The 15,828-nt window shown below is 48.5% G+C and carries 19 protein-coding genes; 8 read left to right on the top strand and 11 right to left on the bottom strand.

From position 1 onward, the window contains the following. Window positions 1-123: 123 nt before the first annotated feature. From C4F51_RS13145 to C4F51_RS13155, 3 genes are all read right to left on the bottom strand, one after another. On the bottom strand, window positions 124-2,664 hold the full coding sequence (locus C4F51_RS13145; protein ID WP_193910504.1) for a TonB-dependent siderophore receptor: 2,541 nt from the start codon (window positions 2,662-2,664) through the stop codon (window positions 124-126). Window positions 2,665-2,753: 89 nt separating this feature from the next. Continuing rightward, window positions 2,754-3,737 carry a FecR family protein gene (locus C4F51_RS13150; protein WP_193910506.1) on the bottom strand — a complete coding sequence of 328 codons (984 nt, stop codon included), beginning with the start codon at window positions 3,735-3,737 and terminating at the stop codon, window positions 2,754-2,756. Continuing rightward, the gene (locus C4F51_RS13155) at window positions 3,734-4,249 is read right to left on the bottom strand and encodes a sigma-70 family RNA polymerase sigma factor (protein ID WP_193910508.1); all 516 of its coding nucleotides are present in this window, start codon (window positions 4,247-4,249) and stop codon (window positions 3,734-3,736) included. Before C4F51_RS13155 ends, C4F51_RS13150 begins: the two co-directional genes overlap by 4 nt. Before the next feature lie 225 nt (window positions 4,250-4,474). Between C4F51_RS13155 and C4F51_RS13160 the strand changes: the two genes are divergently transcribed. The 3 genes from C4F51_RS13160 to C4F51_RS13170 all read left to right on the top strand — a co-directional run bounded on the left by C4F51_RS13160 (window position 4,475) and on the right by C4F51_RS13170 (window position 6,753). After that, complete coding sequence (locus C4F51_RS13160) at window positions 4,475-5,677, top strand: 3-deoxy-7-phosphoheptulonate synthase (RefSeq protein WP_235992333.1); 1,203 nt, start codon at window positions 4,475-4,477, stop codon at window positions 5,675-5,677. Between the two features lie 69 nt (window positions 5,678-5,746). Further along, window positions 5,747-6,139, top strand: a complete 393-nt coding sequence (locus C4F51_RS13165) for a VOC family protein (RefSeq protein WP_193910510.1) — start codon at window positions 5,747-5,749, stop codon at window positions 6,137-6,139. A 35-nt stretch (window positions 6,140-6,174) separates the two neighbouring features. Then, a complete protein-coding gene (locus tag C4F51_RS13170) occupies window positions 6,175-6,753 on the top strand; it encodes a pyridoxine/pyridoxamine 5'-phosphate oxidase (protein ID WP_193910512.1) in 579 nt (192 codons plus the stop codon). Between the two features lie 71 nt (window positions 6,754-6,824). On the opposite strand, the gene C4F51_RS13175 is transcribed toward C4F51_RS13170, so the two are convergent. Then, on the bottom strand, window positions 6,825-7,265 hold the full coding sequence (locus tag C4F51_RS13175) for a helix-turn-helix domain-containing protein (protein WP_193910514.1): 441 nt from the start codon (window positions 7,263-7,265) through the stop codon (window positions 6,825-6,827). Window positions 7,266-7,344: 79 nt separating this feature from the next. Between C4F51_RS13175 and C4F51_RS13180 the strand changes: the two genes are divergently transcribed. Both C4F51_RS13180 and C4F51_RS18410 read left to right on the top strand, forming a co-directional pair. Beyond that, window positions 7,345-7,836 (top strand): DUF2938 domain-containing protein, encoded by a 492-nt coding sequence (locus tag C4F51_RS13180; protein WP_193910516.1) that lies wholly within the window; start codon window positions 7,345-7,347, stop codon window positions 7,834-7,836. 35 nt (window positions 7,837-7,871) lie between these two features. Next, complete coding sequence (locus C4F51_RS18410) at window positions 7,872-8,096, top strand: DUF2798 domain-containing protein (RefSeq protein ID WP_202987685.1); 225 nt, start codon at window positions 7,872-7,874, stop codon at window positions 8,094-8,096. Window positions 8,097-8,153: 57 nt separating this feature from the next. On the opposite strand, the gene C4F51_RS13190 is transcribed toward C4F51_RS18410, so the two are convergent. Beyond that, on the bottom strand, window positions 8,154-8,669 hold the full coding sequence (locus C4F51_RS13190) for a hypothetical protein (protein WP_193910518.1): 516 nt from the start codon (window positions 8,667-8,669) through the stop codon (window positions 8,154-8,156). Between the two features lie 467 nt (window positions 8,670-9,136). Beyond that, a protein-coding gene (locus C4F51_RS13195; RefSeq protein WP_202987589.1) for an IS3 family transposase occupies window positions 9,137-10,272 on the bottom strand; the annotation gives its coding sequence in 2 pieces (ribosomal slippage) (window positions 9,137-10,029 and window positions 10,029-10,272; 1,137 coding nt in all). Between the two features lie 237 nt (window positions 10,273-10,509). Here C4F51_RS13195 and C4F51_RS13205 point away from each other — a divergent pair. Continuing rightward, window positions 10,510-11,637 (top strand): hypothetical protein, encoded by a 1,128-nt coding sequence (locus C4F51_RS13205; RefSeq protein ID WP_193910520.1) that lies wholly within the window; start codon window positions 10,510-10,512, stop codon window positions 11,635-11,637. A gap of 130 nt (window positions 11,638-11,767) precedes the next feature. Here C4F51_RS13205 and C4F51_RS13210 read toward each other — a convergent pair whose 3' ends face one another. After that, entirely contained in the window at window positions 11,768-12,139 is a 372-nt protein-coding gene (locus C4F51_RS13210; RefSeq protein ID WP_193910522.1) for a helix-turn-helix domain-containing protein, read from the bottom strand. 79 nt (window positions 12,140-12,218) lie between these two features. On the opposite strand from C4F51_RS13210, the gene C4F51_RS13215 reads away from it, so the two are divergent. Together C4F51_RS13215 and C4F51_RS18415 are read left to right on the top strand one after the other, a co-directional pair. After that, window positions 12,219-12,710, top strand: coding sequence for a DUF2938 domain-containing protein (locus C4F51_RS13215; protein WP_193910524.1), 492 nt, complete (start codon window positions 12,219-12,221; stop codon window positions 12,708-12,710). 35 nt (window positions 12,711-12,745) lie between these two features. Next, window positions 12,746-12,970 carry a DUF2798 domain-containing protein gene (locus tag C4F51_RS18415; RefSeq protein ID WP_202987686.1) on the top strand — a complete coding sequence of 75 codons (225 nt, stop codon included), beginning with the start codon at window positions 12,746-12,748 and terminating at the stop codon, window positions 12,968-12,970. 7 nt (window positions 12,971-12,977) lie between these two features. Here C4F51_RS18415 and C4F51_RS13225 read toward each other — a convergent pair whose 3' ends face one another. From C4F51_RS13225 to rlmE, 4 genes are all read right to left on the bottom strand, one after another. After that, window positions 12,978-13,406 carry an NUDIX hydrolase gene (locus C4F51_RS13225; protein ID WP_193910526.1) on the bottom strand — a complete coding sequence of 143 codons (429 nt, stop codon included), beginning with the start codon at window positions 13,404-13,406 and terminating at the stop codon, window positions 12,978-12,980. Further along, a complete protein-coding gene (locus C4F51_RS13230; RefSeq protein ID WP_193910528.1) occupies window positions 13,382-13,960 on the bottom strand; it encodes an LOG family protein in 579 nt (192 codons plus the stop codon). The genes C4F51_RS13225 and C4F51_RS13230 overlap by 25 nt, the downstream gene beginning before the upstream one ends. Before the next feature lie 364 nt (window positions 13,961-14,324). After that, on the bottom strand, window positions 14,325-15,008 hold the full coding sequence (locus tag C4F51_RS13235; protein ID WP_193910530.1) for a helix-turn-helix domain-containing protein: 684 nt from the start codon (window positions 15,006-15,008) through the stop codon (window positions 14,325-14,327). A gap of 118 nt (window positions 15,009-15,126) precedes the next feature. Next, window positions 15,127-15,747 carry a 23S rRNA (uridine(2552)-2'-O)-methyltransferase RlmE gene (gene rlmE / locus C4F51_RS13240; RefSeq protein WP_193910531.1) on the bottom strand — a complete coding sequence of 207 codons (621 nt, stop codon included), beginning with the start codon at window positions 15,745-15,747 and terminating at the stop codon, window positions 15,127-15,129. Window positions 15,748-15,828: the final 81 nt, after the last annotated feature.

Consider the following 15,828-nt stretch of genomic DNA (forward strand, 5'->3'; position numbering starts at 1 on the left):
TTATTAAGAATAAATTCCGTAACGAAAAAACGGGATGGATACTAATAAAACAGCACCTGACGCCATCCGCATCAGGTGCTGCTACTCAGCATTCCATTACAAACTTCTGAAAAAATCGGACGATCAGAAGCTGTATTTTGCTGTCAGCTGAATATTTCTCGGCTCACCCCAGTGTACGCCCTGGTAGAAACCGATATTACGGTAGTAGTGCTTGTCGGTAAGGTTATTGATATTCAACGCCGCCGAGAAGTTATCCGTAACCTGGTAACGTGCCATTAAATTGATCAATGCAAAAGAGCCCTGATCAACACGCGTAGGTGACGTGACAGGGTTACCATTGGCATTAAAACTTCCGGTTGGTTTGTTGAAATTGGTAAACAAACCGCCCTGCCAGGTGACACCACCACCAATGGTGATCTTGTTGAGATTATCCGGCAAACGGTAAGTGGTAAACAAGCGAACCAGTTCGCGTGGACGGTTGGTTTGCAAGCGTACACCAGCGGCATTCTCTACCAAGGTATTACTGTAGCCAGCGGAGAAATTCCAGTTATCCGTAATCTGCCCCTGAATATCCAATTCATAACCACTTACCTGCGTGCCTTTGCCAGTACTTTTATAAGGTGTATCTCCTCCCGGCAACATAAAGCGACCGGTTGAGGAGAATCCTGGAGGCGGGTTGGCTGAATCAAAACTTCCCGCCAATAAATCCAACGTATCATCAATTTCTGCCAGATTACTTTTCTCACCTTCAAACCAGGCAGCAGAAGCCGTTAACTTTCCATCAAAGAGCTCAGCCTTAACACCAACCTCCAGATTGTCCCCCACAATAGGGTCAAGAATTTCATTATTTACATCACGGCGATTTTGTGGCTGGAACAAATCCGCATAGCTGGCATAAACAGAAAAAACACTGTTAAGGTCATACACGACACCAACATAAGGTGTTAACTCATCTTCGACTTTATAACCGGTGGAATTCCTAAATGCACCAGTATCCTGTTCGTAATTACGGGTACGAGTTTCCCAATTAGTAAGTCGCGCTCCAACAATCACAGTTAATGGATCGAGAACACTGAATCGCGCTGTTACATATGCACCACTATTTTTTTGCAGGAAATCACTGACATTAAAATCCCCTTCTTCTGAATTAAATGGCTCACGATTGCCTGTCCAATTACGCCAGTCTTCAATCGTATAATATTCAGCCGATAAATCGTCTGTCAGAATTTGTGGAGAATAACGATTGGTTTCCATTTGCTCATAACCGAACACCAATGTATGTTCACGGTTAAAAAGTTCGAAACTACCATCAACGGCTATTTCGAACACGTCTGTTTGCGAATCAACAATAGAGTGCATAGTCCAGGCACTCAAACCGGTACCATCGCCTTTAAGGAATCCACCACCGCCATAAAATACTTTCCCGTCCCCGGAGAGTTCAGTATCTGTGTAGGCAAGTTTTACATTCCATTTATCACCCAGCTTTTGATCCAACTGGGCAAACCACTGTTCCTGCTGAATAGGCCAGCGACTCCAGGGTGTTGTAAAGCTGGTACTACGCGGCAAATTCGCCAAGTCACCGTCAGCAGTGTAATAAAGGACTGTTCCCCATGTTACCCCGGACGTGTCCGGCTTCTGATAGTCATATCCCAAAGTAAATAAGGTAGAGTCTGTAAGATCGGCTTCAAGAATACCGTAAACAACATCTTTGTCGGTTTTATAATAATCACGGAAAGATTCGCTTTTTTGACGAACCAACACAGTACGTCCACGTAGTTTCCCATCGAAAGCAATAGGCGATCCTACATCGACTTCAATACGACCATAATCCCAACGGCCAGCCGTTGCGCTGACATAACCTGACAACTCTTTTCCTGGGCGCTTGCGCTTCAAAGAAACAGCACCGCCCGGATCACCAGTGCCAGATAACATTCCTGATGCACCGCGCAATACGGTCAGGTTGTCATAAATAGCCATGTCGTAGTTCATGGAAACATAGCCATCACCCCGGGATGAACTCATTCCATCAACACGATAGTTATCAATAGCGTAACCACGGGAAACAAAGCTGGTGCGCTCGGTATCGTTTTCAGTGACATAAACGCCAGTAATCTGCGACATCACATCGTTAATGTTTTTGGTACCCATGTCATCCAGACGCTGACGTGTTACCACACTGACAGACTGAGGTGTGTCACGTACACTCATCGCCAAACGTGTTGCGCCACCGCTGGCACCTACACCGTAAGAACCTGAACCTTCAGTGGTTTCTGCTACCGTTGCTGCGCTAATATTTACCGCAGGCAAAATCACAGCACCTGTTGCCGGCTGTACGCTCAGCGCACCACTGGAGGTGGTAGACAAGGTAAGGCCGGTGCCGCTTAACGCACGCGATGCGGCTTCAGCTGCAGAAAAATTACCGCTAATAGCACCGGCTTGTTTGCCGCGCACCAGTGAAGAATCAGCCGCGATGGTTACGCCACTTTGGCGAGCGATTTGGCTGAGAGAATTTTCCAGCGAACCTGCCGGAACATTGAAAGAATGCACAGCAGAAACTGCAGCGGATGCTGCCGGTGCAGTGCTTTGTGCCATTACCGGTTGACTGGCAACGACCAGAGAAACTGCGGCGGCCAGCAATGCCGGGCGCAAGGAAATGGATTTCATGAAAAGCTCCTCTTTTTTTGGTATGTGTGTGTCAACGTCAATGTCGAACAGCACCACCAAAACCCCTCACAAAATCCTGATAATTTTTTTTAGGTGTTGGCGAGGTCAACATTGGCCACCCATGAACCCAACCGCGCAACGCGAATAGGCAACACGTCTGCCAGTGTGGTGAGCAATGCCGGTTGATCCAATTGAAAAACGCCGAACACCCGTAACTCTGCCGCCGCCGGTGACACCCGAACGTAACCGGGCAAATAGGATTTAAGCAAAGTAATCACATCGCCAAGCGAGGCGTCACTCACTTCAAGCACGCCATCCACCCAGGCGGTGTTGGCAAAAGGAGAGCTGCCCTGATGCGTACGCAAACCGGATTTTTCTATCCACACCGCTTCGCCAGGGTGCAATATCCGCTCCCCTCGCCGCCCGTGCACCACACGAATATCTGTGGATAAAGCCGCTACCAGGCTGCGATGAGAGTCTTGCCACACCATCACCCGGCCATTGGCCTCAACCACACTGTGGTCGGTTTTAATTAAAAAAGGTGTGGGTTGCTGTGCGACTTCAATCAGCATTTGCCCTTGCAATAAACGCAAACATCGGCTGCGGGTGTCAGAAAGATCTTGCAGGCTGGTGCAGGCATTCATATCCAGCCAGCTACCATCCGCCAGGCGACGCCGCTGCCGCTCACCGGTATCGGTGCGATAGTCAGCTTGCTCCCCGGAGGCTTGCCACAAAACACCGGCAGACACCATCGCAGTTAACGCAACACTGCCGCGCAATAATTTCCGACGGGTGACTGCTGGCTGAACAGACGTTATTTGTTGCACGAAGGCGGTATTCACCGGCACACGGTTACTGACTTGCCGCAGTTGCTCTACCGGGCGGGCGAGCAACTTTTCAATACGCCGCCAGGCTTCTGCATTACAGGCATCGCTCGATAGCCAAACTTCAAAATCTGCTTTTTGGGTGTCATCGGCATGGCCGGATGTCAGCAGAACCATCCAATCAATGGCAGTTTCCATGCGGCTATCCAATATGGAAAGCCCACTTTCGTCGGTAGATACCGGGTTCATAAGGGCTGCATCACTTCCTGTTGCAAGCAACAGTGGATAAAGGCGCGCTTGATGTAGCGCTCTACGGTGGCGATGGAAATATGCATCTCTTCGGCAATGGCACGGTGGGTTTTGCCATCCAGACGATTAAGCAAAAATGCCCGCCTCACTTCAGCAGGCAGGCCGCTTAATAGTTTTGATACCTGCTCCAGCGCCTCCAACAAAGTGCTTAACTCTTCGGCAGAGGGTGCCAGGGCTTCGGGCAGGCTTTCCTGATAATCCAGCCAGGCTTGTTCAATCTCGCGGCGGCGCCACAGGTCAATCAATGCCCGGCGGGCAATGGTCAGCAAAAGCGCGCGGGGTTCGCGCACGGCAGTGGTATTGGTGGCGGTCAATACCCGCACGAAAGTGTCCTGCGCCAGATCAGCAGCATCGCTGTTGTTGTGCATTTTTCGGCACAGCCAGCCATACAGCCAGGAATGATGGTCGCGGTACCAACTGCCAATACACGCCGTCTGATTTGCCGACGACATAGAACCTCCAAAAAGAAGCATTAATACAAATGATTCTCATTTTATATTTTAATTACGAAGAAAGATAGAACCCCCCACCGAAGGATAATGCTTGCAGAGCCCCGCCCGATGTGTTTATGCTTGGCGCGACTATCCATTTATTGCCTCAAGAAAGGCCAGAACGCATGAAGCTCCCTAACCACCTGTCACAAGAACACTTACCGGCAAACGCCGGTGTGTATTTTTATGGCTATTGGTTTAGCAGAGTTTTGCGCGTCTGATATTTGCTTTTCGGGCGCCACCTGGCTGCCCTGGCATGAAAAAAACCCGGTGCAGCCAACACCGGGTTTTTTTATGGGGATTACCTTAATGAACAGTGTTACTGAATGCTCTGACCAACCGCTGCTGGCAACCAACCAACGATTGCTGGATAGCCCTGCAGAGCTGCGCCGCAAGCTGCCGCTGGCCGCACCACTACAACAACATATTGACCAACAACGCCGCGACATTGATGGCATTGTGAGTGGCAAGGATTCCCGCCTGCTGGTGGTGGTTGGGCCCTGCTCGGTACACGACCCGCTCGCCACACTCGACTACGCCAAACGCCTTAAAACCTTGCAACAACAACTGCCCCACCTGCTGCTGGTAATGCGGGTTTACATTGAAAAGCCTCGCACCAGCCTCGGCTGGAAAGGCCTGGTGTACGACCCGGATCGGGACAACAGCCAGCAACTTGACAAAGGACTGCAAGTGTCCCGCGAGCTGATGCAAGCCGTTGCACAACTCGGCTTGCCCATCGCCACCGAAGCGCTAAACCCGGAACTTGCGCCCTACTTTGATGACCTCGTCAGCTGGTACGCGCTGGGTGCGCGCACCACCGAGTCGCAAACCCATCGCGAGATGGCCAGCGCCCTGCCCGGTAGCATCGGTTTTAAAAACGGTACCGATGGCAGTGTGGATATTGCTGTCAATGCCATCAAAGCCGCCAGCCAACCGCAGTACATTACGCGCATCAACAACGAAGGCCGCCTGGTGCAATTGCAAGTGGCAGGCAATCGTTCCGGGCATCTGGTATTACGCGGCGGCTCCGACGGCCCCAATTACCACCGCGATGCCGTACTCGCCGCAAGCCGCGCCTTGCAAACAGCCGGCTTGAATCCGAGAGTAATGGTGGATGCCAGTCACGCCAACTGTGGCAAAGTCGCCGAGCGACAGGCGAACGTTCTGGCAGACGTAGGAAAGCAACTGCAACAAGGCAGCCCGATTCTCGGCGTAATGCTGGAAAGTTTTTTAGTCAGCGGCCAGCAAACCTTAACCGCCGAAGCGGGCACCTACGGCCAATCCATGACCGACCCTTGCCTGGATTGGGCAATGACCACCGAAAATTTGCAGCAACTGAATCATCAGGTTGAAAATGCGCGGCAGGAACGGGTTGCGGTGCCGGCGTAAGTCAGCCGGTGATATTTTTTAAACAGGTCGCTCCCCGGTACGAAGCGGCCTTTTATTGCAGGAATAACAATGAAACTGGGCTACACCATTATTTACGTTGCCAATGTCGGCGAATCATTATCTTTTTTTGAAAATGCCTTTGGCTTGACGCGTCGTTTTTTGCACGAGTCCGGCGATTATGGCGAACTGAATACCGGTGAAACTACACTGGCATTTGCCTCTCACGAATTGGGGAACGCAAATTTTCCGGATGGATTTATCGCAACAGATGCATCAAAAAAGCCGCTCGGGTTTGAAATTGCTTTTATAGCGCTGGATGTAACCGCTGCACATGTCAAAGCACTCAACACGGGCGCAAAAGAAATTAAAGCCCCCGAAACAAAACCCTGGGGGCAAGTTGTTTCCTACGTTCGCTGCCCGGACGGCACTGTGGTGGAAATTTGCTCGGCGATGGGCGGTTAAGAATTTTCAATTAAACCTGTCAGAAGGATTTAGCTATGGAAAACCCGATACAAAAATTTGCAAGCTGGTGGCAAGAAGCCTTAAGCAACAGCCCGCTGGATCAAAAAAGTGCAGTCTGCGTTTCGACCATTGACGAAAGAGGTTTTCCGGCGGGCAGGTTTGTGGATTTAAAGCAGGTAGATGAAAGAGGGTTTATCTTCTGTACCGCTTTCGACTCGGCAAAAGGCCACCAGATAAAACAGAACCCTAATACCGCGATCACCATCTGGTGGGATCATGTAGGTTATCAGGTGCGGGTAGTGGGTCTGGCCGAAGCTATTGAGCAAGCAGATGCCAATGCTTTTTGGGAAACACGAAACCGCAGCGCAAGGCTCACCACCACAGCCTTCCAGCAAAGCCAGCCTTTGCAAAGCGAAATAGAACTGACAGAACGTCTTAATAAAGCCACAGAGCAATTCATAGGCCAGCAAATTCCAAAACCCGAAAACTGGGGCGGCTACTGCGTCAAACCTTTATCCATCGAATTTCTTACCTTCCAGAAAAGCCGGCTGCACCTGAGGAAGTTTTTTGAACTTAAAAACGGAATATGGATAAAACGGCTTTTGCAACCCTAACAAACCCATCACGATTAAGAAAACCTGCGTTTTAGAAATTGTGTTCAAGAGAAAGCGGATAATGGCCAAGGTTAAGCTTTTCCGGAGCCTCGTTTGCGCGGCGGTTTGCCAGCGTCTGCACCGCCAATGGCTCCTTGCGCCGCCAACCCGAGCAGGCGGCGGAATTTTGGGCACTCCATATGGCTGGGGGCTGGGCAAACGGCGGCATGCCGAAGGCCGTCGCGCATGGCGGTTAATTTTTGAATGGTTTTATCCAATTCATCGGCCTTGTTGATCAACAAATCCCTGTCAATAGTCGGGTTTCCTTTCGCGCCGATCATGCGCGCAATTTCATCCAGCGAAAACCCCGCCGAGCGACCCAGAGCAATCAACGCCAGACGCTCCAATATGTTCGGGCTGAAAACCCGACGTAACCCCTGCCTGCCAATTGAACGGATCAATCCTTTCTCTTCATAGAAACGCAACGTAGAAGCCGGCACACCCGACTGCCTTGCAACCTCGGCGATATCCATAAAAACCCCTTGACCTAAAGTCGACTTGAAGTTGCAAGCTAGCACCCGTTCAACATCAAAACAAGCTCGGGAGAAAGTTATGAACAGCCTGCTGTTTACCTTGTTAATCGGTATCGGTGCCACAGGGGTAATGGATGCGTGGGGTGTGTTGCGCAAATTGTTGTTCGGCATACCGACGCCAAACTATGGAATGGTAGGCCGCTGGTTGGCACACATGACACACGGGCAGTTCCGTCACAACGCGATTGCGGCGTCGGCTCGAGTAAGCGGAGAAGAAGTTATCGGGTGGATCGCCCACTACCTGACAGGGATTTCTTTCGCGGCGATATTGATTGCGGTTTGGGGAAACGGCTGGATTCAAAACCCGACAATAGTACCAGCGCTACTGGTTGGAATAGCTACCGTCGCCGCACCTTTTTTGATAATGCAACCCGGCATGGGCGCTGGCGTTGCGGCGTCCAAAACCAAAAACCCGAACGCCGCGCGACTGCAAAGCCTTATAACCCACACCGTGTTTGGTGTTGGCTTATACGCCTCCGGCAAAGCGGTGCAACTCTTTTGCTCAATGTAAAAACGAGTCAAAAAAACTGACGAAAGGAAACCAACATGTACATTCCCGCTCGCTTTGCCCCGCTCTTATTCAGCGCATTGCTATCCGCCATTATGGTCTGCATCGTATCAGCATTCGTGCTGCTAACTTCACAAGGCCCGCACGCCGACTTCACCACACAATGGATCAAAAGCTGCTTGACCACATGGCCAATAGCTTTTCCGACGGTAGCGGTTGTCGCGCCGTGGGTTAGAAAAATAGTTGGAAGGATGACTACGTAAAACTCAAAAACTATGTTTTATCGTGAGCGCACCAAACAACATTAAGAAAGCAACGCATCAAGAATCGGCACAGCGAGACTGCGTTAGCGGCAAAAAACATATTTTAGACTGGGTCGGTAAACATTCCGACTCCAGTTGACTCACAAATAGATAACATTTCGGTAATAGTTTCTCCATCTCATTTTTTAAATGCTGGATAGCCATTGGTTTATCGTCGCAGTCCCACGCATAGTGATCAACATGATAACCAAGAGCCACCTCCGGGAGTTCAAAGTTTTCACCTATGCATGCCCGGATTAACCACTCCATGAATCTGTTCATATCACTGCAGGATTCAATATCGACCCATACCGCTCGTAGAGCGAATCGCTCAAGAAACGTGAAAATTCTTGGCGCAGGAAATTCATAGGATGGCTTTTTTGAACACAACTCTGGCCCTTTTAAGGAAAGCTCAATTAGCTCATTTTCCGGACACTTGCTGACTAAAATTCTGTCATCTGCCCAAGCTATCACTTCATCGTACGAAAGAAGGCCTTCAACCCAAAGTCCGATAATCGTAGCTATCTGCTTCATATATGTTTTAATTGCTCATATGATGATTAGTTCGAAGGTATTTGGAGCATCTCTTACGCTGAGCACTAAAAATCTGCAGCCTACAAATGGCTTAACCTAAGATGAGATTAATCTGAACCACTAGCCGACCTCAAGACTCGCAATTACAGCCCGATAAAAATTGTCATAATGTATCCTTCCAGGACGTTTTAAATTCCCCACTGATACATCTCTCCAGACAATATCCGGGAATGTACTGTGGAACACGCTAACCTCCCCGACTATAATCTCACTATCGCAATCTCGAAATTGATCAGGAGTGATGTCTACAATCATCTTGCCATCTATCAGTAGCCAAGTATGAATTTGAGTAGCAGATTCATTCGGCAAACAACGCTTCCCTACGCATTTTACGACATTTTGAACACCCTTCAGCTGAAGATATAAACCCAATGGACTTCCCAGCCTTTCATAGACAAATCCAAAGCTCATTTTGAGGCGCGTTCAAACGCCTCCGGACTGACGCCACCGAGATGACTATGGCGACGCGTTTGATTGTAGAACATCTCGATATAATCAAACACGTCTGCCCGCGCCATTTCACGGGTTTTATAAATCCTTTTCTTGATGCGTTCCTTTTTCAGGCTGCTAAAAAATGATTCGGCAACGGCATTATCCCAACAATTTCCACGCCGACTCATACTGGGCTCAAGATTGTGGTGCTTGCAAAAGCGCAACCACTCATCACTGCCATACTGTGAGCCTTGGTCAGAGTGTATCAACACCCGTTGTTTAGGACGGCGGCGCCAAACAGCCATCAGCAACGCATCCAGCACAATCTCTTTGGCCAACGAAGGCTTCATTGACCAGCCCACCACCTTGCGTGAAAACAGATCCACTACAACCGCCAAATACAACCAGCCTTGCCAGGTTCTGATATAGGTAATATCCGTCACCCAATAATGATCCGGCTGTTCGACTGTAAATTCCCGGTTGAGCTGATTTGAACTGACCAATGATGGACGCCCAACAATTTTCCCGGGAGCCTTATAGCCGCGAATAGCCTTGATTTGATGGGTTTTCATGATTCTCGCCACGCGGTGCTTACTACAACGCTCACCGATTTCACGTAAATCGAGACAAATGCGTGGTGAGCCATAAATACCGTGACTTGCGTTATAGGAGTCACGAATCAACACCAGTAATCGAGCATCCTCCAGGGATCGATGGGATGAGGATTTATGGAGCCATTGATAAAAACCACTGCGTGCTACTCCAAACAACCGACACATCAGTTGAATGCTAAAGCAGTGCTGATGATCGTTGATATATTGGTACTTCACTCGGGCTGGCTGGCAAAGTACCGCGCGGCCTTTTTTAATATATCGCGCTCTTCTTCCGTACGTTGCAATTGTGATTTGAGTTTAAGAATTTCACGTTTTGCCTCCAGTAACTCCCGCTCCTGAACATCCGATTTATCGGGTGCTGCCGCGTTGACCCATTTGTAAAGGCTGTGTGTAGAAACGCCAAGGCGCTGGGCCACCTCGGCAATGGAATATCCACGTTCGGTGACCTGCTTAACTGCTTCGTCTTTAAATTCCGGGGTATACCGTTGATTACTCATATGACTTCCTCCTATGCTCGTTGTGTAGCTTAGGCGTGTCCACTAGAGTCTGGGAAGTCCATTGTGTAGCTTAGGCGTGTCCACTAGAGTCTGGGAAGTCCAGTTAGCCCAAGCCGGCAGCAATGGTATTTTTAATGCCATTGCTGCCCCAGTAAGAATTTCTCTAAAGTTATTCCGAAGATTGGCCGATAGGGATATTAAACCCCACATTTCAATTATACGAGCAAGGAGCGACACGTGATTGATACTCAAACAACTCCAACATCCAATAGCGCTTCCCTACTTAAAAGCAAAAACCCAACAACAGAGAAGCTATTATCCACAACCACTCTTCCATCGTTGACTATCGGTCAAGATATTCACATCAGTGCAGAAGCACAATATTTATTCGAGATGGACAAATATCTAATGGGCCTTGGACGTGCCGAGTTGGATAGTGCTCTCAACTATCTGATGCGAAGTGAAGATCCTCTGCAGAAAAAAGCAGTTGACTACTTCATAACAAATAAGGAGGCCAGAACTCTAAATGGGCCAGTCGCGTTTTCTGGAGCGACCCGACCTGAAGAATCTGAGAGACGCTTATTAGATACAGGGTTGGTCATTAATGAATTTAACGAAATCGCTTTGCGCCCGTCTGGTGTCAGTGTTTTTCGACTTGATGGAAAGACTGGTTTTGTTCCTGTGCAATTTGGGGGATACAACCAAGCGCTAAAAGACGAGATTGATGCATTGGAAAAAAGCATGGTAGATGTTATTGGCAATCAGGATCGAGCCAATCTTTTCGGATCAGTGAAAAATGCGCTAATTTACTCAGAAAACATTATGCTTTCATTTGATGATGTATTACATTTTAATTATGCTACCGAAAAAGCCCGGAAAGCCATCAACTTTTTAAATGCACCAGAAGAAATAAAATCCCGCTTAAGCGAAATTTTAGATAAAGGTGTTCAATATCAAAATCAGAAACAAACCGCAGCGCTAAATGATTCGAAAAAATTCCTTGGAAATAGCCAGGTAGGCAGCATTGCTAACGAAAACATTCGATTAGGCGTCGCAGCGCAACGATACAACAGCCAACTCCAAAACGCACTTGTAAATTCAAATCTTTCGATACTTGATTCCAGAGAATTACTCAATCAATTATTAATGAACAACTCCGATCTAATTCGCTTCACCCCTGAAAAACTTGATGAATCTATAGTTTATTATAAAAATGATTATGAAAATTTTGAGCGCGCATTAAATAAAGAAATCTCAACACCCTCCACACTTAAAACGCCCGAATTGGATAGGGGAATTCTCGAAGAGGGCAGCAATTATGCCATGAAAGTTATTCAGAGCATCCAAAATTATGCTTCAAAATAATGATCCCCATCCGAGCTGTGCTGTGAAACTCAAACTGGCAGGTAAATTTAATTTATAAATTTTTTTAAAATTCAACTATTATTAAAATTTTCAACTGCGTTTTTAACAACTTATCTTGACTATCCCCCAATTACTCCTTGCGCAGGCACCGGAATTTTGGGCGCTCCACATAGCTAGGAGCGAAGCAGACGGCGGCATACCTAAGATCGTCGCGCATGGCGGTTAATTTTTGAATCGTTTTATCCAGTTCATTGGCCTTGTTAGTCAGCAAATCCCTGTCAATAGTCGGGTTTCCTTTCGCGCCGATCATGCGCGCAATTTCATCCAGCGAAAACCCCGCCGAGCGACCCAGAGCAATCAACGCCAGACGCTCCAATATGTTCGAGCTGAAAACCCGACGTAACCCCTGTCGGCCAATTGAACTGATCAATCCTTTCTCTTCATAGAAACGCAACGTAGAAGCCGGCACACCCGACTGCCTTGCAACCTCGGCGATATCCATAAAAACCCCTTGACCTAAAGTCGACTTGAAGTTGCAAGCTAGCACCCGTTCAACATCAAAACAAGCTCGGGAGAAAGTTATGAACAGCCTGCTGTTTACCTTGTTAATCGGTATCGGTGCCACAGGGGTAATGGATGCGTGGGGTGTGTTGCGCAAATTGTTGTTCGGTATACCGACGCCCAATTATGGAATGGTAGGCCGCTGGATAGCACACATGTCACACGGGCAGTTCCGTCACAACGCGATTGCGGCATCGGCTCAAGTAAGCGGAGAAGAAGTTATCGGGTGGATCGCCCACTACCTGACAGGGATTTCTTTCGCGGCGATATTGATTGCGGTTTGGGGAAACGGCTGGATTCAAAACCCGACAATAGTACCAGCGCTACTGGTTGGAATAGCTACCGTCGCCGCACCTTTTTTGATAATGCAACCCGGCATGGGCGCTGGCGTTGCGGCGTCCAAAACCAAAAACCCGAACGCCGCGCGACTGCAAAGCCTTATAACCCACACCGTGTTTGGTGTTGGCTTATACGCCTCCGGCAAAGCGGTGCAACTCTTTTGCTCAATGTAAAAACGAGTCAAAAAAACTGACGAAAGGAAACCAACATGTACATTCCCGCTCGCTTTGCCCCGCTCTTATTCAGCGCATTGCTATCCGCCATTATGGTCTGCATCGTATCAGCATTCGTGCTGCTAACTTCACAAGGCCCGCACGCCGACTTCACCACACAATGGATCAAAAGCTGCTTGACCACATGGCCAATAGCTTTTCCGACGGTAGCGGTTGTCGCGCCGTGGGTTAGAAAAGTAGTCGGGCGATTGACCAGGTAAGAAGTGATCAGGCCAATTCATTGCGCAACAGCGGTAACGCTGTGCGAGTGGCGACGGTAAGGAGTTCGGGTAACGTTTCCAGAGAAAACCATCCCAAACCCAGGTGTTTATCGGGCTCGATCAAGTGGGGTTCTCCGTCGAATTTTGACACTTTGTAAACGGGTGCGACCCAGTGAATTTTTTTGTCAGGATCAATCTGATCCACCACACAAAGCAGCGTCATTTCGCGAACATGAATCCCCACTTCCTCAGCAATTTCTCTCGTGACCGCGTGCTCGACTGTTTCGAGAAAATCCACCTTTCCTCCGGGAAAGCCCCAATGGCCGGCTTCAGGTTCCTTTACACGCTGGATTAAAAGAATATAACCATCGCGGATTATCGCTGCCCCACAACCCAGCCGAGGTTCAGACATCAGGTTTCCTCCCGTTTGATCCATTTGGTGACTTTTGGTGGCGTGTAACTGAGCATAGCTTTTAGCAAATCATCAATGCCCTGTTCGACTATTAACATTTCTCGGTGCTCCGGCTTGAGAAAAGCTTCGTCCACGATGTGATCAAGAAATAAACTAAGACCATCGTAGAAGCCGTTAATATTGAGCAAAGCGCAGGGCTTATTATGTTGGCCGAGCTGCGCCCATGTCCAAACCTCAAACAACTCTTCCAAGGTACCCAGACCGCCAGGCAAAGCGACAAACCCGTCAGACAACTCAGCCATAAGGGCTTTGCGCTCGTGCATTGAGTTAACAATACGAAGATCGCTCAAACCGGTATGAGCGATTTCTTTCTGCGCTAAAAAATCAGGCAAGACGCCAATGACTTCTCCACCACTGGCCAGCGCAGCATCCGCGACTGCACCCATCAGACCTACCGAAGCACCGCCATACACCAAACCAATACCGGATTTGGCGAGGGCATTACCTAACCGGGTAGCGGCTTCCGGATATAAGGGCAATCGCCCGGCGCTTGAGCCCGAAAAGATACAAATTCGCATGAGTGTTCCTATTGTCTAACGATTAAAAAGTGCAGCAAATTAAAGTAAGCAGTCAGATAGCACAACCGACTGCAGGGCAAGATTATCAGGGCTTTTGGGGTGCTGGCACTCAGGTATTTTGTTGTTGTTGCTTCCACGGCCTGCAAATAAAAATTGTTCTTTTCTTTTACCGGCTCTGCTTTAAATAGAAAGGCTCTTCGCCTACCGTCAATGTTAAAAGCGATAACTTACGAGAGTGTTAACCCCGAAACCGCACAATGACTTTCTGTTACTGAGTTTACAGGGCGATCTTGTTCTCACCATTTATATGTTTGATTGCCAAATGTTTACTGAGCATTCGGATAATGAAAGCTACACAGAATTTTTATCTATCAATATTTTTTCCAAAAAACCAAAAATAACGTTTAGGCAATGTCGCTTCAAGCCTGGACCAGACGTCATATTTATCTCCCGTGCGGATGGTAACCGAAATATTATAAGCTCCAGCCAGTGTACAAAAGCTCCCAAGCAATAGCACCGTATCCAAAGACGCGGGAGCAAATTTGAATATTGAATTTAGCCCCAAGAATGCCAAAAAACATACGCTTAATATGAGGAAGAATAGCTCTATTTTTTTAAATTCTTCTCTGTTCGCCGAAAACCAACTGCTCCCTATATATAACTTTAACCAGAAAGGCAGATCTTTGAACTCATTCGATACTTTTTCCATTGTGTATAACTCCTGCTCAAGAGATTCAACATTAACGTTAAATTCCGCAGCGAGTGCTCGTAAAGAAGCAAAGCCAATTCGGTGACCGCTTTCCACCCGTTGAATTGTACGGAGACTCAAACCACACAATTCCGCAAGTTGTTCTTGAGATAACAGCCTTTTTTGCCTGAGTTCTTTTATTAGCATATAAACCTCTCGCATCCGAAAACACACAATATTAAAAAACGCGGGCTGTCGGTGACGAAAAAAAGCCGCCTTTTTACCGCCAATTGACAAATAACTATATATTGGCTTGCCAAACACATTAGCGTGTAAATAGCGTTTTTCCTGAAGTGTCATGCGGTCGGGGCGAACACGAAAAAACTTTCGTCCAACGTAGCTATGGTTTCAACGGGAGCAGCTTGCACATCCTGTAAGTCAGTGCAGAGGCAAACCGGGTAAATACTTTACTACCGCCCTACCCCTTAAACCCCTTCCCCACCACATACACTTCACGCGAGCGCGCACGCGAGGCGTCGGGTTTGCGGATGACGACTTTGTCGAATGAGGTGCGCAGGTCTTTTACGTAGGCGTCGTAGCCTTCGCCGTGGAATACTTTAGCCACAAAGTTGCCGCCGGGTTTGAGTACCTGGCGAGCCATGTCGAGCGCCAGTTCCACCAGGTACATGGACGCGGCCTGGTCAACGGCATCAACGCCGCTGATGTTGGGGGACATGTCGGAAATGATCAGCTCCGGGTGGGCGCCATTCAGTGCTTCGAGGATTTGCTGAAATACCGCTTCTTCGGTGAAGTCGCCCTGAATAAAGTCTACGTGTTCGACGGTGTCCATGGGCAGAATGTCGGATGCCACTACCCGGCCTTTTACACCGACCAGTTTGCTGGCCACTTGCGACCAGCCGCCAGGTGCCGAGCCCAGATCCATCACCAGCATACCCGGATACATAAGCTTGTCTTTTTCATTGATTTCCAACAGCTTGTAGCTGGCGCGGGAACGATAGCCGTCATTCTTCTTTTGTTTGACGTAGAAATCGTTTACGTGCTCTTCGAGCCAGCGGTTACTGCTTTTGGAACGGGCCATGGGGCTACCTGAATCGTGGGGTTGTGCGAAGGTTAAGCCCGCTATTGTAAGGCTTTAGCCACCCCGAAAACAGCACCAGCA

Source organism: Cellvibrio polysaccharolyticus (genome assembly GCF_015182315.1).
GTDB lineage: Bacteria > Pseudomonadota > Gammaproteobacteria > Pseudomonadales > Cellvibrionaceae > Cellvibrio > Cellvibrio polysaccharolyticus.